The sequence below is a fragment of the Pseudomonas fluorescens genome (assembly GCF_000967965.1).
GTDB classification, from domain to species: Bacteria; Pseudomonadota; Gammaproteobacteria; order Pseudomonadales; family Pseudomonadaceae; genus Aquipseudomonas; species Aquipseudomonas grandcourensis.
In genome coordinates this window covers 157,199-177,126 of record NZ_LACC01000013.1, presented here as the reverse complement: position 1 = coordinate 177,126, position 19,928 = coordinate 157,199, and the positions used below count along the sequence as shown (strand labels likewise).

Below are 19,928 nucleotides of genomic sequence, written 5' to 3'. Positions count from 1 at the left end.
CCCGGAGGCTGCGGCCATTTAAATGGCCGTGGCCATCACCGCCCTACTCGACGTCCTTCTGCCGTGACGCCGTCACGGTCACTTCAATCGCCCGGACACTGATCGCCGCGAATGTCGCGGTCATCAGCACGCCATTGAAACCCAGCAGGATCGCCAGCACTCGCGACACACCCAGTTTTGGCACCAGCTCTCCATAGCCAATGGTCAGGCCCGTCACGAAGGCAAAGTAGACACCGTCATCAGGGCTCCACCCCTCCAGCTGGGCGATGATGAGGCCAATCGCAACGATCACTAACAGCAGTATCGAGAAGATCGGCCACACCACTTTGAAATAGAACCAGACGGCTTTGTAGAACTCTTTGCGGACGTTGGATGCACGGGTGAAGTTCATGTCGTGGGCTTCCGTGGGGTTTGCCTGACCGGCAATTGAATGCACGGCGGTTCAATACCCCGTTCAGCTTGGCACAAGCGCTGAAAACTGCGACCGACGGGGCGTTATCTTTGCCGAGGACTATGACAAAGATGACGCCCCGCAAACTATCCAGAAACCGCCTGCTGCTAAATTCCTTGTAGGAGTGAGCTTGCTCGCGATGGACTCGAGAACGCGGCGTTTAACCAGTGAGCATGCGTTATCGTTAACGACCTTCGCGAGCAAGCTCGCTCCTACAACAATGGTGGCAGGTTTACCCCTCAGTTCGCTTCAGTGTCCCGGATCAGCTTCTTGTTGATCTTGCCGACGCTGGTCTTGGGGATTTCGGTCACGAACTTGAACTGCTTGGGGATCGCCCATTTGTTGATGCGCCCACCGTCGACGAAGGCTTGCAAATGCACCTCCAGGATCTTGCGGTCGAGGTATTGCCCCGGTTCGCAGACGACCATGGCCATCGGGCGTTCACCCCACTGTTCATCGACGATGCCCACCACGGCGACGGACATCACGCCCGGGTGTTCGCTGATCAGGCTTTCCAGTTCCAGGGAGCTGATCCACTCGCCGCCGGTCTTGATCACGTCCTTGATGCGGTCCTTGATTTCCACTCCGCCCAATGGGTCGATCGAGGCCATGTCGCCGGTGTGCAGCCAGCCGTTTAGCCAGAGCTCAGCGCCTTTTTCCGGCTCTTTCAAATAGCCTTGGGTCAGCCACGGTGCACGGACGACGATTTCACCGAGGGACTCGCCATCATGGGCCACATCGTTGCCCTCGGCGTCGATGATCTTCAGGTCGACCAGCGGCACCGGCGTGCCGGTCTTGATGCGCGTCGGCAGTTGGGCCTCGGCGGACAGTTGGCGGTCTTCATCGCGCAGGTAGGTCAGGCACAGCAACGGGCAGGTCTCGGACATGCCGTAGCCGGCATGCACCACCATGCCTTTGGCGTTGGCTTCGCTGGCCACGCCCAGGGTCAGCGCGCTGCCGCCCAGGAGCATTTTCCAGCCGTCGAATCGGGTCGCCTTGCCTTCTTCGCAGTTGAGGATCATCTGCAAAATGGTCGGCACGCAGTGGGAGAAGGTCACCTTCTCTTCGCGGTACAGCTTGACCAGACTATTGGGTTCGTAGCGGCCGGGATAGACCTGCTTGATGCCCATCAGGGTCGCGACGTAAGGCACGCCCCACGCATGCACGTGGAACATCGGCGTGATGGGCATGTACACGTCGTCGGAACGCAGCAGCGGCTGGCCCTGATAGACGCCCAGGGTGCCGACGGCATTCAGGGTGTGCAGCACCAGTTGCCGGTGGCTGAAGTACACGCCTTTCGGGTCGCCGGTGGTGCCGGTGGTGTAGAACAGCGTGGCGACCGAGTTCTCGTCGAAATCGGGGAAGTCGTACTGGTCCGGGGCCAAGGACAGCAGGTGTTCGTATTCGCCCAGCACCGGCAGCGAGGTCGTGGTTGCCTCGTCATCGGTGAGCTGCAGGTAGCCTTTGACGGTTTCCAGCCGTCCGTGGATCTGCTCGACCAGGGGCAGGAAATCGTCATGCACCAGCACCAGGTCATCCTCGGCGTGGTTCATGGTGAACAGCACCTGCTCCGGCGACAGGCGAATATTCACGGTGTGCAGCACCGCGCCGATCATCGGCACGGCGAAGAAGCATTCCAGGTAACGGTGGCTGTCCCAGTCGAGCAGGGCCACGGTGTCACCGGCCTTGACCCCAGCCGCCGTCAGCGCATTGGCCAGGCGGCGAATACGCTTGTTGAGGGTCTCGTAGCTGTAGCGCAGCTTGTCGGCGTAGACGATTTCCCGGCCCGGCTGGTAGCGCACGCCGGACAGCAGCAATTGCTTGATCAGCAAGGGATAGGCATAGGCGCCGTCGGCGGGCGGAATTATTTTTGTCGCCATCATGTTTAAGGTTCCTTGTCCTTTCGATCAGAACTGATCGGCTTGCAGCTCGTAGAGGCAGTCGCTGCCGGCCTTGGCCGATGCGCTCAACGAGTGGATACGCGGCAGCAACCGGGCGAAGTAGAAACGCGCGGTGGCCAGTTTGCTGGTGTAGAAATCGTCTTCGGCATCGCCGCTCATGACGGCCTTGGCCATGCGTGCCCACATGTAGGCGTACGCGGTGTAGCCGAACACGTGCAGGTACTCGACCGAGGCCGCGCCGATTTCGTTCGGGTTGTTTTGTGCCCGGTCCAGCAGCCACGCGGTCAGGTCGTCGAGGGTGTCGACGGCGGCGTTCAACGGCTGGGTGAACTCGCCGAGGTCCGCGCAGGCAGTCGCGGTGAAGTTGCGGATTTCCGAGGCGAACAAACGGTAGAGCGCCCCGCCGCTGCCGACGATCTTGCGTCCGGCCAGGTCAAGCGACTGGATGCCGTTGGTGCCTTCGTAGATCTGGGTGATGCGCACATCGCGCACCAGTTGCTCCTGGCCCCACTCACGGATGTAACCGTGGCCGCCAAAGACCTGCTGGCCGTGGATGGTGGTTTCCAGGCCCATGTCGGTGAGAAAGGCCTTGGCCACCGGGGTCAGCAGCGATACCAGATCCTGCGCGCGCTGGCGTGTCGGTGCATCTTCGCTGTACTTGGCGATATCCAGTTGCAGGGCCACGTAGCTGGAGAACGCCCGCCCGCCTTCATTCAAGGCTTTCATGGTCAGCAGCATGCGGCGCACGTCCGGGTGCACGATGATCGGGTCGGCCGCTTTGTCCTTGTGCTGCGCGCCGGTCGGTGCGCGGCTTTGCAGGCGGTCACGGGCGTATGCGACGGCGTTCTGGTACGAACGCTCGCCCTGGGCCAGGCCCTGGATGCCGACGCCCAGACGCTCGTAGTTCATCATGGTGAACATGGCCGCCAGGCCTTTGTTCGGTGCGTCGACGATCCAGCCGGTGGCGCCGTCGAAGTTCATCACGCAGGTGGCAGAGGCCTTGATGCCCATCTTGTGTTCGATGGAGCCACAGGACAGCGCGTTGTTTTCACCCAGCGAACCGTCGGCGTTGACCAGCACTTTCGGCACCAGGAACAGCGAGATGCCTTTCGGCCCGGCCGGTGCGTCCGGCAGTCGCGCCAGTACCAGATGGATGATGTTTTCGGTCAGGTCGTGCTCGCCACCGGTGATGAAAATCTTGCTGCCACTGACCTTGTAACTGCCATCGGCCTGGGGTTCGGCCTTGGTGCGGATCAGGCCCAGGTCGGTACCGGAATGGGCTTCGGTCAGGCACATCGAACCGGTCCAGATGCCGGCGTACATGTTCGGCAAATAGGTGGCTTTCAGTTCTTCACTCGCGTGGGCCTTGATCGACAGGCAGGCGCCGGCGGTCAGCATCGGGTACAGGCCGAACGACAGACTGGCCGAGTTGACCATCTCTTCGACCTGGGCCGAAATCGCCTTGGGCATGCCCATGCCGCCGTACTGCGGATCACCGCCGACACCCACCCAACCGCCTTCGGCGAAGGCTTGATAGGCCTGGGCAAAACCGTCCGGGGCGGTGACCGCGCCGTCGTTCCAGGTGCAACCCTGTTCGTCGCTGGCGCGGTTCAGTGGCGCGATCACTTCGCCGCTGATCTTGCCGGCCTCTTCGAGAATGGCGGCGGCGGTTTCTTCATCGATCACGTCGGCCAGGCCGGGCAATTGTGCCCAGAGCCGGGACACCTGGAAAACCTCGTTGAGTACGAAGCGCATGTCGCGCAGGGGAGCTTTGTAATCAGACATCTTGGCTTACTCGGAAGTGGTCACGGCATGGGGCATGCCGGGACGTTCAGTGGATTCAGCGTTTTCGGTTGCCGCGACAGAACCGGGCTGAGGGGCCCGTTCGCGCAGCAGGAAGTAGGACAGGGCCGGAATCAGGATCAGCGCGCCGAGCATGTTCCACAGGAACATGAAGGTCAGCAGGATGCCCATGTCGGCCTGGAACTTGATCGGCGACCAGACCCAGCACACCACACCAGCAGCGAGGGTGATGCCCACCAGCCCGACCACACGGCCGGTGAAGGACACGGCGTTGCGATAGGCCTGGGACAAAGGCAGGCCCTGGCGCTGGAAGTGCAACTGCACGCTGAGCAGGTACAAGGCGTAGTCCACGCCGATACCCACGCCGAGGGCGATCACCGGCAGGGTCGCGACTTTCACGCCGATACCCATGGCCACCATCAAGGCTTCGCAGAGGATCGAGGTCAGAACCAGCGGCAACAGGGCCACCAGCGTGGCGCGCCAGCTGCGGAAGGTGATCAGGCAGAACAGCGTCACCGCCGCGTAGACGTAAAGCAGCATGGTGCGGTTGGCTTCGCGCACCACGATGTTGGTCGCGGCCTCGATCCCGGCGGTGCCGGCGGCGAGCAGGAACTGGCGATCCGCGGTGCTGTTTTCCTTGGCGAACTTGTCGGCAATCGCTACCACAGCGTCCAGGGTTTCAGCCTTGTGATCCTTGAGGAAGGTGATCACCGGCATCAGCGAGCAGTCGGTGTTGAACAGCTCCGGCGAGTTGACCGAGGCTTGCTGGGCGGCGTAGTTGAGCACGTCCTGGTTGCGCTGGATGCTGTTGAGCTTGGGGTTGCCCTCATAAGTACCGGCAGTGATCTGGCGTACCGCGTTGACCAAGGACGCGGTCGCCTGCACGCCCGGATACTGTTGCAGTTCCCAGGCCAGGCGGTCGGCGAGGACCAGGGTCTTGTAGTTCAGGCAGCCTTCCGGCGCGGTCTTGATCATCACCGCGAACAGGTCGCTGGACAGCGCGTAATGCTGGGTGATGTAGGCGTTGTCGCGGTTGTAGCGCGAGTCGGCACGCAGCTCCGGTGCCCCGCTGTCGAGGTCGCCGATCTTCAGGTTCTGGCTGACCATGTAACCGCCAATGCCCATCAACACCGCGACCACTACTGCGCCCGTGGCCCACTTGGCCGTGGTGAAGCGATCGAGCGTGTCCCACAGTCTGCCGAAGCCTTTGTGCTTTTCTGCACGAGTGTCGATTTTCAGTGCACGCTCGGCGGCCTTGGCGCCGACACCGATGTAAGACAGCGCCACCGGCATCAGCAGCAAGGAGGTAAAAATCAGTACCGCGACACCAATGCTGGCGGTGATTGCCAGGTCCTGGATCACCGGGATGTCGATCAGCATCAGCACGGCGAAGCCCACGGCGTCAGCCAGCAGCGCGGTAACTCCGGCGATGAACAGGCGGCGGAAGGTGTAGCGCGCAGCGATCAGTTTATGGGTGCCACGGGCGATGTCCTGCATGATGCCGTTCATCTTCTGCGCGGCGTGGGACACGCCGATGGCGAAGATCAGGAACGGCACCAGCACCGAATACGGATCGATGGCGTAGCCGAGCCAGGCGACGATGCCCAGTTGCCAGACCACCGCGATCAGCGAGCAGCCGACCACCAGCAAGGTGCTGCGCACGCAACGGGTGTAGGCGTAGATGATGATCAGCGAGGTGACCACGGCCAGGCCGAAGAACATCATCACCTGGATCAGGCCGTCGATCAGGTCGCCCATGAGTTTGGCGAAGCCGATCACCCGCACCTTGTAGTGGCCGGTGCCTTCGACCCCGGATTTACGCGCAGCGCTGTCGCCGGCGTATTCGATCTTGTCGCGCAACTGCTCTTCGAGCATCTGCGAGAAGGCGTGGTAGTTGATGCGCTGGCCGCCGGCGGCGGCTTTGTCCATCAGCGGCACGATCAGCATGGTCGACTTGAAATCGCTGGCCACCAGGCTGCCCACCAGACCGGCGCGGGAGATGTTCTGGCGCAACTGTTCAATGTCGGAGGGCGAGCCCTGATAGCTGTCGGGCATCACCGGGCCACCCTGGAAACCGTCCTCGGTGACTTCGGTCCAGCGCACGGCCGGGCTCCACAGCGACTTCATCCACGCGCGGTCGACGCCTTCGGTGAGGAACAGCTGGTCGTTGACCTGCTTGAGCACGTCGAGGTATTCGGGGTCGAAAATATCGCCCTGGGTGTTCTCGACCACCACCCGCACCGAGTTGCCCAGGCCACGCAGCGAAGCGCGGTTTTCCAGGAAGTTCTGGATGTAGGGCTGGCTCTGGGGAATCATTTTTTCGAAGCTTGGGCGCAACTCCAGGCGAGTCACCGCCATGAAGCCCAGCACCACGGTGGCGAGCGCCATCAGCAGCATGAACAGCGGGCGGTAGTTGAACACCAGCCGCTCGAGGAGGTTGCCGGAGCGCTGGTCGAAATCCCGCAGATCGCGGATCACCGGCATGGCGTCTTGTTTGATATTGCCCATGTCTGGGTTCTCGCTCTTAGGGTTCGAGGGCTGGATCGACGGACAGCGTCCGGGCGCCACGGCTGCCCGCTACCACCAACGCGCCAGCGGCGGACTGGGTGGCACCGGCGACCGGGGTCGGTGCCGGTTGCCGCACCAGATGCAACTGCGCGCCCGTGCCCTGGCTGACCAGCATCTGCCCGCCCTGGGTGAACAGGCGATAATGGCCACGGGCGTCGATCAGGCCCGCGGTGATGCTGACGTGCAGGCCGGTGTCCAGTGCGGTCCAGCTCTGGCCGCCGTCGGTGCTGCGCAACACGTTGCCGCGCAGGCCGTAGATCAGCACTTCGCCTGGCTTGCCGAGCACGCCGAAGAAGCTGCCTTGATAAGGCGTCGGCACGGCATTGAAGCGCTGGGCACTGTCGTCCCACTTGAGCAGCAGGCCTTGCTCGCCAGCGATGTACAGGCTGTCGCCGGTAGAGGCGATGGCATTGAGGTGGAAACCCTGGGGGTTGTCGGTGCGATCCTGGAATGGCGTCCAGGTCAAACCACCATCGTCGGTGCGCAGGATCAGGTTGAATACACCGACCACATAGCCGGTCTTGTCGTTGGCGAACCAGACGTCGAGCAGCGGTTTGTCAGCGCCCTGATCGACTAGCTTCTGGCCCTCGGCGACCAGCAGCGGCCATTGCTCATTGCCAGGTTCGGCGCTGGCCAGCGCCGTGTAATGCTTGACCAGCAAGGCGCCGATCTGACGACCGTCGAGCTGCTTGCGCCAAGTCGCGCCGGCATCGCTGCTATGCAGCACCACGCCGTCATTACCCACCGCCCAGCCTTGGGTGGTGGTCGGAAAATTCACCGCAGTGAGGTCGGCACTGGCCGGTACGGCGGCCTGTTGCCAGTGGTTTCCCGAATCATCGGAAAACAGAATATGGCCACGCTGGCCGACGGTAATCACACGCCCACCGGCGCGGGTCATGCCGGACAACGGGCTGTTGATGGCCAAGGCACTGACACTGGCGGGCAGGTCCAGCACATCGACGTAATCGGCCGCCTGGGCGATACCCTGCGACAGGCCGAGCACAACGCCAAACGCGAGCTGCAACATATTATTTTTATACGAACACATACTGCGTCCTCTTCGGAAAACCGCGTCGGGGCACACATCCGTGTGCCTGACGTTCAAACCGGGCGCCCGCTCGGTCCCGCTACCTTGTGAGCAGCGGACCGTGCGGGCGCTTTTCTGCGGTTGGCTTAGCGAATACCGGCGCCGGCCAGGGATTCCGAAGACCACTGGGCCTTGGAGAGCGGCTCGATGTACTTGATGCCGCCGTAAGGGCCGACTACACCGTTGATGTTGTAGGAACCGCCGACCAGGTCGTAGATCATGAACGGCGTGGAGTCCGGAACCTGCTTGTCGTAGCTCTGGCTCAGGAAGGCGAAGGAACCGCGATAGAGCTGACCACGGGCGTCATATTGATCCGAGGCCAAAGCGGTCCAGCTGTCTTCGTCGAGGTAGAAGCGGCGCTTCTGGTAGATGTGACGAGCACCGGCCTTGAGGTTGCCTTCGACGACCCATACACGGTGTTTTTCCCAGCGTACGAAGTCCGGTGACAGGTGATTGGCAGTGGTCAGCGACTTCGGATCCTGCACGTAGGTCAGCTTGTAGGTGTTGTAAGGCACGATCATTTCCTGCTTGCCCACCAGCTTCCAGTCGTAGCGATCCAGTGCACCGTTGAACACGAACACGTCATCGTAGGTGCCCGCGCCAGCGGTACCCGGGTTAGGCGTGTCGTAGGCCAGGCTCGGAGCCAGCTTTACCCGACGCTGCCCCGGCAAGTACTGCCAGGCGCGACGCGGTTGCTGCAACGGGTTGGCGGCATCCTTGAGCATGATCGCCTCACCGGCGCGGCGCGCTGGGCCGGTGTATGCCAGCTTCATCTGGTAGTACACATCGGAACTGCTGATCGGCTGCGAGAGGTTTTCGTAGATCGGGTAGGAGATGTTCGCTTGCCCGGTGGTCGCCAGGCTAGGAACGCCCGCGGAGTCAACGTTCCAGGAGTCGTACTTGGAGCTGATGCTGACGCCTTGGTAGCGCAACAGGAAGTTCCACATCGCTTCGTTGCCCGACTGCGGAATCGGGAACGGAATGCCTGGCAGGACGTTGTCGATGGCCAGGCCACCTTCCAGGGACTTGGCGCCGCTGGCGTTTTTCACGCCGTTGTCCAGAATCGCTTGAGGCAACGACACGGTGCGGTGCGTTGGGAACACGTCGACACGGAACGTCGGGAAACGCTTGGCCAGTTCTACCGTGGTCGCCGTGAGCAGGCCCTTGTATTGATCGACGTTCTTGCCGTCGATCACCAGTACCGGCTTTTCACTGGCAAACGGGTCCGGGCGCATGCTGTCGCCGGCTTTGAAGCTGGCCGGCGCAGTGGTCAAGCCACCGTTGTAGGCAGGAATGGAACCATCAGCGTTCCCGGCTTTTTCAGCCCCTACCATGGTCAGGCTGGTGCCGAGCTTGGCAGCTTCCTGAGGTGAAACAGCAGCCTGTGCCTGAGCGGCAAGGACCATGGCCAGCGAAGCGGCCAACACGGTTTTTACAAATTTCATGTTGTTATTCTCCTGCTTGCATTGAGCAAATCAGTGGTGAATCAGAATGTAGTTTTCATCGTCAGGTACACGGCGCCACGGTCCTCCGTCGTGGCACCACCTCCGGAGAAGGACGAGTAGCCGCCGGCGAAACAGGCGTAGTTTTCGTTGCCGCTAAAGGCGTTCGGGGTGGAGCCGTCGCCGCCGTTTGGGCCGGTACTCACACCGCTGGTGTTGCACTTGTCGGTTTGGCCAAAGGAGTCCACGTACTTCAGGTCGACAAAGTATTTGTTGTAAACAATGGCGCCCACGCCGACGGCATAGTTGCCGGTGTCCTTGGCACCGCCACCGGAGACCGGCGACACACCGTCGAGACCGACGTTGACGGACATTGGTGCGTTGAGGTCGACACCCGGGAATACCTGGTACCAGGTCGGTGTGAAGTTGACTGCCAGACCCCAGTTGTCACGGGTCGGCGCGTCGATACCGCGATAGCTGTCCTTGCCCTTGTAGAGCGCTTCGTTCTTGCTATCGAGCTTGAGCAGGTTGCTGTAGTACAGCTCGGCAAGCACGGTGGCCTGATCGAACACCGGCGTTTTCGGCAGGGTCATCAGACCGTTGAGAGTCCAGTGCAGGGTGTCACCGGTGGCGCTCATGCTGTCGCCACGGCTCGGGGTGTCATAGACCACACCGGTAGCGTCCGTACGTGCAGGCAGCAGACCAAGCCCTTGACCCAGGCCCAGCGGGCTGCGGGTACTGACGATCGCCGGGATACTGGCCAGCGGCATGTTGTGACGAACGTTCAGGTCCGAACCCACGCTGATTCCACCCACGTCCTTGGACAAGCTCAGGCCAAGGATCTTGATGTTATCGGCATAGGCCAGTTGATAGGTGGCGGTGTCCAGAGAATTGAGGGTGTTGATCACCGCAGGCACTTGCCCCGCCGGACGGGTGCCGTTCGGGTTGGCCGAGGTAATGCCCCTGGCGTCCAGAAAGGCTTGCGGCAGGATTTCCGAGGTTTCGCGGTAGTAAACGCCGAGGGTGCCATCCAGCCAGGCCGGCGACCATTTGGCCATGATGCCCCAGTCGCCGCTGCTGCCCGGTGTCAGGTCATGTCCGCGACGCACGTTGGTCAACGCGTTGCACGGCGCCAGGCCACAACCCAGCGGACTGCCAGGCACCACGGCGTTGGTGTTGCCGAGCAGGAACGATTGCGCACCAAAGCCGATCAGATCGGAACCACCGTAGTAGGTACCGGCTTCCGGCAGACGCGCGGCGTCCCAATCGAGGAAGTACTGGGCACCCACGGTCAGCTCGGGATTGACGGTGAACGACATCGACAATTGGTTACGCGGAACGAACAGTTCCTTGGCTTCGGTGCCCGGCGACGCGGCAAGCTTGGCCAGGTCGAGGCCGGACTGGCCATAGCTGACCGAGTGCACCGGGTTGAGAATGGTCTCGCCCCAGAACACGTTGTGCTGACCGGCCTTGACGCTGAACATCGACTCCTCGCCCACTTCGGTGCTGTAGAACACGAAGGCATCGAGGATTTCGCCCGAAGGGCCGCTGTAGTAGCGCTGGGCATAATTGCTCAGGTGCGGGCTGCCGTTGCCGACGTTGTCATGGGTGACCCCTGCCAGGCGCGGGTCGTTGGCGATCAGGCCCGAGGTCGATCCATTGCCGTTGACGAACGGGTTGGAGTTGGAACCGGTGTTGTCATAGGCCTTGTCATACCAGCTGGCGGCGCTGACGCGAAAGCCCATGGCGTTCTTGTAGACCACGTCCATCTCGGTCAACAGGTCGATACGGTTGGTGATGTTGGTACCGGCCTTGCGGAAGTTGTAGTCGCCGTCGTTGTTGTTCGGCGTTCCCAACATGCGCTTGTCGGCGCTTTCGGTGCGCACGCCGTAGTTGTACTTGATGGTGTTATCCACGCGTACGTTCCAGTCCGGATTCCCCATCTCGATCTCGGCCGCATGGGCCACCGGTACGGTTGCCGCAAGAATGGCTGAGGCCAGCAAGGTGCAGCGTGGAGCGGTGAAGCCGTGACTCTTATTGTTGTGCATTGCGTTGTCTCCGCCTTTTTGTCTTTGTTTTAAGCGCAGCCGCCCTCGCACAAACCTCTTCGGGTTTGCGTTTAAGGAATGAGGGCAAATGCCGGTTGGCGTACTGCCAGTCCAGCTCCTTGTACTAGCGATCCAGCTCCAGGATGAGTGCTTCAGCTTGCTGCCAGTGGCCAAATCCTGCGGCCGGATTGAGATGGCCGACATCGCCCAGATTGAGCAATTCGGCGCCCCAGCCTTCTGCCATGCGGGTGACCGCAGCAAGACTGGCAAGGTGATCATTGGTGCTGCCGGCCACGATGCTGCGAAATGGCAGCGGGCCTTGTGGCAGAGGATTCCAGCCCTGGCTACGCAGGGTTTCGGAAGATGGATAGTTTGACGGCCAGACCGCATCGAGGTCCGGTGGCGCGGCCAGCAAGGCGCCCTTGATCGGACGGCTGTAGTGCGCGGCCCAGTGCGCGACCATCAGCACGCCGGCGCTGTGGGCCACCAGAATCACAGGGCCGTCGATTTGTTCGAGTTCGTGTTGAATCGCCCGCACACGGGCCATGCAATCGAGTTTGTCGGTCTCCAGCGGCGCAACACTGCGCACGTTGCTCAGCCTGGCGGCAAGCAATGTTTGCCAATGTTCGGCCACGTGCTCGCGCAGACCCGGAACGATCAGAATGGTGGCGGCTGTTTGCAGTTTGTCCACGGTCAACACCTTCGCTTTCTCGATAACTCGACTGGCAGTTTTCGCCAGGGGCTTTTTGTAGGGTCGACATTAAAGAGCGCCCACCCAAAGCGCTTTACATTGGACGTCATGCACTTTTCTTTTGATGACAAATTGTCGGACACTAGGACAGCGCGACCACTGGTCGAAAAACCCCGCAGGTTGGCGCAAGGTCACTGTAATCAACGGATGAGCGCCGATGGTTCCATGCAGCGTAGAAGATTGGTGACCGGACAGCATGAAATCCATCAACGACATGACAACTGTTCAACTGTTGATACGCTGGATATAGTCGCCACGCTCACGCCAATCGCCATCGGCCCAGGGAAGACTTTGCATGACCAAGCTTGTTCGCGCCGCCGTCTTGACCAACTACCTGGAGGTCACCCAATACCTGGGTTTCAACCCGCGCGACGTGCTGGCCGCTGTCGGCTTGAGCAGGGCCCAACTGCAAGCCCCTGAACACCGTATCCAGATCGATGCCGCCGTGCGCTTGCTGGAAGACTCGGCCACCGCCAGCGGCTGCCAGACCTTCGGCCTGAGCATGGCCGAGTCGCGTCAGCTCTCGGACTTCGGCGTGGTCAGCCTGCTGCTCAGTCACCAGCGCACCCTGCGCGATGCCTTGCAGGTCGTGGTGGATTACCGACACTTGATGAATGACTCGCTGGCCATCTTCATCGAGGAGGCCGGCAAGATGGTGATCATTCGCGAAGAGGTGGTCACCGAAACGCCGATGCCCAGCCGTCAGGCCACGGAGCTGGCCATCGGCGTGATGTTCCGGCTGTGCTCGGCCCTGCTGGGCTCGCATTGGCATCCCTACAGCGTCAACTTCATGCACCAGCCACCGGACAACCTGCACCTGCACCGCCGCCTGTTCGGCTGCAACCTGGAGTTCGGCAGCGAGTTCAACGGCATCGTCTGCCCTGACATCAGCCTCGACATGACCAACCCCAACGCCGACCCGGCCATGGCCCGCTATGCCCAGGGCTACCTCGACTCGCTGCAGAACCACGAGGGCGCCTCGATGCTGTTCGAGGTGCGCAAGGCCATCTACCTGCTGTTGCCCATGGGCCGCGCCACCATCGAGCAGGTCGCCCAGAGCCAGGGCATGAACGTGCGCACCCTGCAACGCCGCCTCAAGGACGACAGTTGCGCCTTCAACGACGTGATCAACGACGTACGCCGCGACCTGGTGCTGCGTTACCTGGACAACCCGAACTACCCCCTCAGCCGCATTGCCGACATGCTCGGCTACTCGATGGCGAGTTCGTTTACCCGCTGGTTCATCAGCCAGTTCGGCATGCCGCCGGCGACGTGGCGCGCGCAGAAACAAACCACTGGCAAACCCCTCGCCGGCCCGAAAGAACCCTGAATCGACCGGGCAAAAAAAACGGCGACTGCTGGTACAGTCGCCGCGAAAGACCGGTGCTTGTAGCACCGGTCTGGAGCCCCACGGCATGAGGAGTCAACGCCGTGCAGCCCTGCCATAAAGCGAACGAGTGGTGACGCGCTCAGAGGCCCCAGTGCAGTAACAACAGCACCAGCACGACCAGGAACACCGTCTCCCCGACCATCAGCAGAATCGGCTTGATCCCGACCGCCGCCAGCTCCCTGAGCCGGGTCTTCATGCCCAGGGCACTGATGGAAATCACCAGGCACCAGCGCGACAGTTCGTTGACCGATCCTTGCACCGCAGGCGCTATCCAGCCGGTGCTGTTGATGCAGGCCAGGATCAGAAAGCCGACGGCGAACCACGGCAACAGTGGCGGGCGTTTGCCGGTCGGGTCGGCGCCTTGCATGCGGGTGATCATTGCCGCGGTGACGATCACCGGCAGCAGCATCGCAACGCGCATCAGCTTGACCACCGTGGCCGTGTCGCCGGTCTCGGTCGACATGCTGTAGCCGGCGCCGACCACCTGAGCCACGTCGTGGATCGTGGCGCCGAGGAACACGCCCGCTACCTGCGGTGACAACTCCAGCCAGTTGGCGATCATCGGATAGACGATCATCGCCATCGTCGACAACGCCGATACGCCAATGACCGTGAACAGTGTGGCGCGCTCTTTCTGCGGATGGTTCGGCAGCGCCGCTGCCAATGCCAGGGCCGCTGAGGCGCCACAGATGGCCGTCGCGCCACCGGTGAGCATGCCGAACAGCCGCTGAAAGCCCAGGGCCTTGGCGGCGATCACAGACACGCTGATGGTCACTACCACCAGGATCACCACCAGCGCTATCGGCTTCCAGCCTAGCGCCGCCATTTGCTCCAGGGTAATGCGCATGCCCAGCAGTGCCACGCCGATGCGCAGCACCGTGCGGGCGGTGAACTCGATACCGGCCTTGCAGGGGCCGTCATCGGCGAGAAAATTCAGGGCCATGCCCAGCAGCAAGGCAAACAGCATGACCGGCGCACCGTAGTGCTCGGACAGAAACGACGCGGCGGCCGCGACAATCAGACTGACGATAAACCCCGGTGCCAGTTCGCGCGTGCGACTGTGGATACGGGTGAGAGCAATGGCGCTCATGGCGCGGACTCCTCGGATGCGATGATGATAAACGCCTGGCCGTCGATGATCTCGACCGGGTAGTTGGTGACTTTGACCTGCCTGGAATTGAGCAGGTAACCGCTGTGCAAATCGAAGCGCAAACCATGGGCGAGGCATTGAATCACCCGGCCTTCAAGACGCCCTCCGCAAAGCGAGGAGCCTTGGTGCGGGCAGCTGTCGTCAATGGCAAACAACTGCCCGTCGACGTTGAACAGCGCCAGGCTTTTGTCTTCGAACTCGAACAGCGCCCGGCCACCGGCCTGCGGGTGCTTGCCGGCTGGCACGGGAATGCGCCGGGTCATGCTGGCTGCCGCTCGCGATCACTTTCTTTCAGTGCCTGGCTCATGGCCCCGAGCAATGCCTCGGCAGGTTGCGCGCCCACGACCGTCATGCGGCGGTCGAACTGAAAACTAGGCACGCCACTGCTCGCCCCAGGCAAGCCTTCAAACGGCGTGGTGTCGCCCATCAGGCAATCGGCCATGGTCTCTGCATCAAAGCCGCAGGAGCGAGCGATGGCGAGCAAGGTCTCACGGCAGCCGAGGTCTTCGCCCTTCTGGAAGTAAGCGGCGAACAGGCGCTCGAGCAAGACGTCACGCTGGACAACATTGCCTAGCGTGCTGGCACGCTCGAGCAAACGATGGGCGTCGGCGGTGTTGGGCATCGTCGCGATGCGGGTCAAGTCGATGGCCAGCCCGACTGCCGAAGCCGCCTGCTGGACCTGGGCCTGACGTATGGCCACGGCGTCAGCATTGCCCAGACGCTTGCGGTAGAAATCGGCGAAAGGTTCACCTTCTACCGGTATCTGGGGCAGCAACTGCACGCCATGCCACACCGTGGTGATCTGCACATCCGGGTGGCGACTGCGAAACTGCACCTGCGCATGCTCCAGTTGGCGTTTGCCGATCAGGCACCAGGGGCAGATAAAATCGAAAAACACATCAATACGTAAACGACGACTCACAACTTCACCTCTATCCCGGCTTCACTGACAGGGTCAGGCACGCTCTGACCCTGAAGGCGGGCAATATCTTTGTGGTAATGACACTTGGCATAAAAGAACACCGCTGCCGCCGCGAGGCTGACCAGTGGCACCAGTTGAAACGCGGCATGCAGACCGATGAGGTCCGACACCCGGCCGGTGATGAACGGCCCCGGCGCCAGCCCCAGCATGTTGTTGGCCAGGGTCAGCGTGGCGAACGCCGTACCGTGCACCGAGTAATGGGTCAGGTTGGCGACCATCGCACCGGCGGGGCCAGTGGTACCGGTGGCAATCAGCATGCCCAGGCAGATCAGCAGCAGTTGCACTGGCCCTGCCTGCAAGGCAAAGGCCGCCGACAGCAACAGGCAACTGCCCAGGCAAAAGCCGATGGCCAGGCTGACCTTGCGCTCCGGCGAGTTGCGGCACAGCCGATCGCTGAGCATGCCGCACAGGATCATCCCCGCGCCGCTGCACAACACGATGATCGCCGCCATGCCACCGGCCTTGTCGGTAGGCATGTCGTAGTAGCGATTGAGGTAGCTGGGAATCCACACCATCACCGTACCGCCGACGAACAACTGCAAGCCGCTGCCGATGTAGGTCGCCACCACCGAACGGCTGGACCACAGCGTGCGCAGTGGGCGCTTGACCGCCGCGGCCGTCTTGTTCGCAATCTGCGCGGCACGTTGTGGCGCAATGCGCGCTTCCTTGACGATGAGCGGATAGAGCACCGCCAGAAACAGGCCAAACAGCGACATGCCGGCGAACGACCAGCGCCAGCCCAGCTTGGCGGCAATCGCACCGCCCAAAGCCATGCCCAACACCGAACCGAACATCCCGCCAGCCATGAAGGCACTGGCCAGGGTGGCGCGCATGTGTTTGGGGAACACCGAAATCACCACCGCGATGCCCACGCTGCCGTAGGCGGCTTCGCCGACGCCGACCATGAATCGCGCGATGAACATCTGCTGGTAGTCCTGGGCCAGCGCGCAACCCAGGGTCGCCACGCTCCACAGGAACGCCATCAGTGCCAGGCTCTTGACCCGGCCGAAACGGTCGGCCATCAACGACAGGGGAAACGTCAGCAGGCCGACCATCAGGGCAACGATGCCGCTGAGCAAACCGAGCTGTCCGTCGCTCAACGACCACTCAGTCTTGAGCAGGGGGAATACCGCGTTCAGTACCTGACGCGACATGTAATCGGAAATCAACAGGCCGAACGTCAAGGCAAAGACGATCCAGGCATATTGGCGCGCAACGCCGACTCCGCTGGAGTCGTCATCGTCAGCGGCTATTGGGTGAAAGGCCATGCAGCCTCCTCAAGAGCTTTGTTTTATTTTTGTTATCAAGCGTGTAACGGTCAGGCGGACGAGAGGTCACGGCCTCTCGTCCCGACCCTCGGTCAACCGCGTTGCGGAGTACCTTTCTGCCCAGCCTTGCGGTTGGGGGCCATGCCATTGGCCAACAGGGTTTCTTCGATGGTTTCGTACTGCACGCCGATGCGGTAGATCTCGCGGGCTTCTTTGCCGGTGGCGATTTCACGGCCCAGTTCATGGGCAATTCGCACGGTTTGCTGGATCTGTGCAACCGAGCCGAAACGGTCGCCCTTGTGGTCAATGATAGTGTCTTCATTGCCCACACGCGGGTGCATGCCCATGGCCATCGACATGGTGTTGAACGGCATGACGTTCTTGAGCAGCGACTCGGATGTCAGGGTGCAACCGTCCGGCGCGCGGTGGATGAAGTTGAAGAAGTTGAACGGGTTCGGGCCGTCGAAACCGCCGCCGATGCCGATCCAGGTCAGGTTCAGCGGGCCTTTGTAAACGCCACGGCGCACCAGGCGCTCGAGGGTTTCCATGGCATGCATGCCGGTCAACTGGAAGTGTGGCTGGATGCCGTTGTCCATCAGGCGCTTGAGGTGCTCGGCAACCCAGCCCGGACCTGCCGGTACGGTCATTTCGCTGTAGGCGGCGTGGATCAACGGGTTGTCCAGAGAGGTGCCTTTCAGGTACTCCGGATACAACAGCTCCATGATGTTCATCTGGGTGGTGTTGATCGCGACCGTGACCTGATCCGGTTTCGGCGTCAGCTCGGCCAGCATGTGGCGAGTGTCGTCGGACAGCCACTTGGCCGCTTCACCATCGCTTTCGGGGGCGAAGGAAATCGAGCCGCCGACCTGGATGATCATGTCTGGCACGGCTTCACGCACACCGGCGATCAGCTCGTTGAACTTCGACAGGCGCTTGGAGCCCTTGCCGTCCAGTTCACGCACATGCAGGTGCAGCACGGTGGCGCCGGCTTCGTAGCATTCGACCGCTTTCTGGACTTGCTCATCCATGGTCAACGGGATGTCTTCCGGGAAGTCTTCAGGCATCCACTCCGGGCCGTACGGGGCCACGGTAATGACTACCTTTTCCATGTTTTCCGGGTGCAGAGAATCGTCGAAAAATTGCATGGTTACTCCAGTTCTTATGCCAGTTCTTATGATTGTCTCGCCCACCCGGGGTCGTGCCGGGCAGACGTGTTTACGAGTGCGAATGCAGGTGGCGTTCGATCAGAACGTCTTGTCGCCGATAATCCCGGCACGCTCCATCTTGCGATGGCACGGCGGGTAATCCATGACGGCGTAATGCTGGGTACTGCGGTTGTCCCAGATGGCGATGCTGTTGGGCTTCCAGCGCCAGCGCACCTGATACTCAGGGATGTACGCCTGGCTGATCAGGTAACGCAGCAACTCGCCGGCGCCGGGGTTGGCGTCCTGGCCGAAACGCACCCGCTCGGGGGTGTGGTAGTTGCTGAAGTGGGTGGTGAAGGCGTTGACGAACAGCACCTTCTCGCCGGTTTCCGGATGGGTGCGCACCACCGGGTGTTCGGCGTCCGGGTACATCGCCTTGAGCGCCAGGCGTTTTTCAATCGGCATGGCGGCACCGAAGCTCGCTTCGATGCTGTGGCGGGCACGCAGGTCGGCGATCTTGACCTTTACGTCTTCCGGCAAGTTCGCATAGGCCTGGACCATGTTGGTCCACATGGTGTCGCCGCCCACTGGCGGGCATTCCACGCAACGCAGCACGCAGCCCATCGGCGGTGCTTCACGCCAGGTAGCATCGGTGTGCCAGGCGTTTTCGTAGCGGTCCATCGGCTGGTCCGGATTCTTGTAGATCCGCACCAGCCCCGGATGATCCGGATCACTGCCGGCCACCGGATGATCTTCCAGCTCGCCGAAGCGCCGGGCGAAGGCCACGTGCTCGGCGCGGGTGATGTCCTGGTCACGCAGGAACACCACGCGGTGCTTGAGCAACTGGGCACGAATCTCGGCAAACAGACCGTCGTCATGCACCGCGTCGGCCAGGTTGACGCCGATCAGTTCGGCGCCAATGCTGCAGGTCAATTGTTCGACTTTCATGGCTGGCCGCTCCTTAAACGACGAAAATCGACGAGCCGGTAGTCTTGCGAGATTCAAGGTCGCGATGGGCCTGCACGGCATCCTGCAAGGCGTAGTGCTGGTTGATCTCGATCTTGATCCGGCCGCTGCCGACATGGTCGAACAACTCACCGGCCAGGGCGGCTTTTTCGGCCGGGTCGCTGATGTAGTTGGCCAGGGCCGGACGGGTCAGGAACAGCGAACCTTTCATCGCCAGCATCACCGGGTCGAACGCCGGGATCGGACCGGATGCAGTACCCACGCAGACCATCAGGCCACGGGGTTTCAACGAATCCAGCGAACCCATGAAGGTGTTCTTGCCAACGCTGTCGAACACCACGTTGACGCCCACACCGTCGGTCAATTCGCGAACGCGAGCGGCGACGTCTTCATGGCTGTAATTGATCGTATGGTCGCAACCGTGAGCCCGGGCGATTTCCGCCTTTTGCTCGGTCGACACCGTGCCGATCACGTTCAAGCCCAACAGTTTGGCCCACTGCGAAACGATCAGGCCGACACCGCCAGCGGCGGCATGCAACAGGATGCTGTCGCCCGGCTTGAAGTCGTAGATGCGGCGCATCAGGTACGAAGACGTCAGGCCACGCATGGTCATCGCGGCGGCCGTTTCGAAACTGATGGTTTCCGGCAGCTTGATCAGCGGCGCGGCCGGGATCAGGCGCTCGGTGCTGTAGGCGCCGAGGGTGTTGAGGAAACCGGTGTAGGTGACGCGATCACCGACTTCGACGTTGGTGACCCCTTCACCAACGGCCTGGACTACGCCAGAGGCCTCGACGCCCATGCCGTTGGGCATCGGAATCGGGTAGGTACCGTTACGGAAATAGGTGTCGGCATAGTTCAGGCCAACCGCCACATGACGAAGGCGAACCTGACCCGGACCGGGTTCGCCGACTTCGACGTCCTCATAACGTAGAACTTCGGGACCACCGGTTTCGTAGAAGCGTACGGCTTTGGCCAT

Annotated in this window: 16 protein-coding genes; 1 reads left to right on the top strand and 15 read right to left on the bottom strand. The window is 61.8% G+C overall.

Annotation, left to right across the window (positions count from 1 at the left end):
• Positions 1–43: 43 nt before the first annotated feature.
• The 8 genes from VC35_RS12035 to VC35_RS12000 form a co-directional block, all read right to left on the bottom strand.
• On the bottom strand, positions 44–391 hold the full coding sequence (locus tag VC35_RS12035) for a potassium channel family protein (RefSeq protein ID WP_046040256.1): 348 nt from the start codon (positions 389–391) through the stop codon (positions 44–46).
• A 299-nt stretch (positions 392–690) separates the two neighbouring features.
• Positions 691–2,334 carry a fatty acid--CoA ligase gene (locus tag VC35_RS12030; protein WP_046040254.1) on the bottom strand — a complete coding sequence of 548 codons (1,644 nt, stop codon included), beginning with the start codon at positions 2,332–2,334 and terminating at the stop codon, positions 691–693.
• A 24-nt stretch (positions 2,335–2,358) separates the two neighbouring features.
• Positions 2,359–4,137, bottom strand: a complete 1,779-nt coding sequence (locus tag VC35_RS12025; RefSeq protein ID WP_046040252.1) for an acyl-CoA dehydrogenase C-terminal domain-containing protein — start codon at positions 4,135–4,137, stop codon at positions 2,359–2,361.
• Positions 4,138–4,143: 6 nt separating this feature from the next.
• Positions 4,144–6,663, bottom strand: coding sequence for an efflux RND transporter permease subunit (locus tag VC35_RS12020; RefSeq protein ID WP_046040250.1), 2,520 nt, complete (start codon positions 6,661–6,663; stop codon positions 4,144–4,146).
• Between the two features lie 16 nt (positions 6,664–6,679).
• A complete protein-coding gene (locus VC35_RS12015) occupies positions 6,680–7,771 on the bottom strand; it encodes a WD40/YVTN/BNR-like repeat-containing protein (protein ID WP_046040249.1) in 1,092 nt (363 codons plus the stop codon).
• A 125-nt stretch (positions 7,772–7,896) separates the two neighbouring features.
• Positions 7,897–9,255, bottom strand: coding sequence for a DUF1329 domain-containing protein (locus VC35_RS12010; protein WP_046040247.1), 1,359 nt, complete (start codon positions 9,253–9,255; stop codon positions 7,897–7,899).
• A gap of 41 nt (positions 9,256–9,296) precedes the next feature.
• A complete protein-coding gene (locus VC35_RS12005) occupies positions 9,297–11,300 on the bottom strand; it encodes a DUF1302 domain-containing protein (RefSeq protein ID WP_046040245.1) in 2,004 nt (667 codons plus the stop codon).
• A 124-nt stretch (positions 11,301–11,424) separates the two neighbouring features.
• On the bottom strand, positions 11,425–11,991 hold the full coding sequence (locus VC35_RS12000; RefSeq protein ID WP_046040290.1) for an RBBP9/YdeN family alpha/beta hydrolase: 567 nt from the start codon (positions 11,989–11,991) through the stop codon (positions 11,425–11,427).
• Between the two features lie 355 nt (positions 11,992–12,346).
• Between VC35_RS12000 and VC35_RS11995 the strand changes: the two genes are divergently transcribed.
• Entirely contained in the window at positions 12,347–13,381 is a 1,035-nt protein-coding gene (locus VC35_RS11995; RefSeq protein WP_046040243.1) for an AraC family transcriptional regulator, read from the top strand.
• Between the two features lie 139 nt (positions 13,382–13,520).
• Here the strand turns inward: VC35_RS11995 and VC35_RS11990 are convergent, their stop codons facing one another.
• From VC35_RS11990 to VC35_RS11960, 7 genes are all read right to left on the bottom strand, one after another.
• A complete protein-coding gene (locus VC35_RS11990) occupies positions 13,521–14,531 on the bottom strand; it encodes a YeiH family protein (protein WP_046040242.1) in 1,011 nt (336 codons plus the stop codon).
• Positions 14,528–14,854 (bottom strand): Rieske (2Fe-2S) protein, encoded by a 327-nt coding sequence (locus VC35_RS11985; protein ID WP_046040240.1) that lies wholly within the window; start codon positions 14,852–14,854, stop codon positions 14,528–14,530. The genes VC35_RS11990 and VC35_RS11985 overlap by 4 nt, the downstream gene beginning before the upstream one ends.
• Positions 14,851–15,513, bottom strand: a complete 663-nt coding sequence (locus VC35_RS11980; protein WP_046040238.1) for a DsbA family oxidoreductase — start codon at positions 15,511–15,513, stop codon at positions 14,851–14,853. Before VC35_RS11980 ends, VC35_RS11985 begins: the two co-directional genes overlap by 4 nt.
• A complete protein-coding gene (locus VC35_RS11975; protein WP_046040237.1) occupies positions 15,510–16,841 on the bottom strand; it encodes an MFS transporter in 1,332 nt (443 codons plus the stop codon). Before VC35_RS11975 ends, VC35_RS11980 begins: the two co-directional genes overlap by 4 nt.
• A 92-nt stretch (positions 16,842–16,933) precedes the next feature.
• Positions 16,934–17,986 carry a beta-keto acid cleavage family enzyme gene (locus VC35_RS11970; RefSeq protein WP_046040235.1) on the bottom strand — a complete coding sequence of 351 codons (1,053 nt, stop codon included), beginning with the start codon at positions 17,984–17,986 and terminating at the stop codon, positions 16,934–16,936.
• Between the two features lie 99 nt (positions 17,987–18,085).
• Positions 18,086–18,934, bottom strand: a complete 849-nt coding sequence (locus VC35_RS11965; protein ID WP_007979208.1) for a TauD/TfdA dioxygenase family protein — start codon at positions 18,932–18,934, stop codon at positions 18,086–18,088.
• Between the two features lie 13 nt (positions 18,935–18,947).
• A complete protein-coding gene (locus VC35_RS11960) occupies positions 18,948–19,928 on the bottom strand; it encodes a quinone oxidoreductase family protein (RefSeq protein WP_046040234.1) in 981 nt (326 codons plus the stop codon).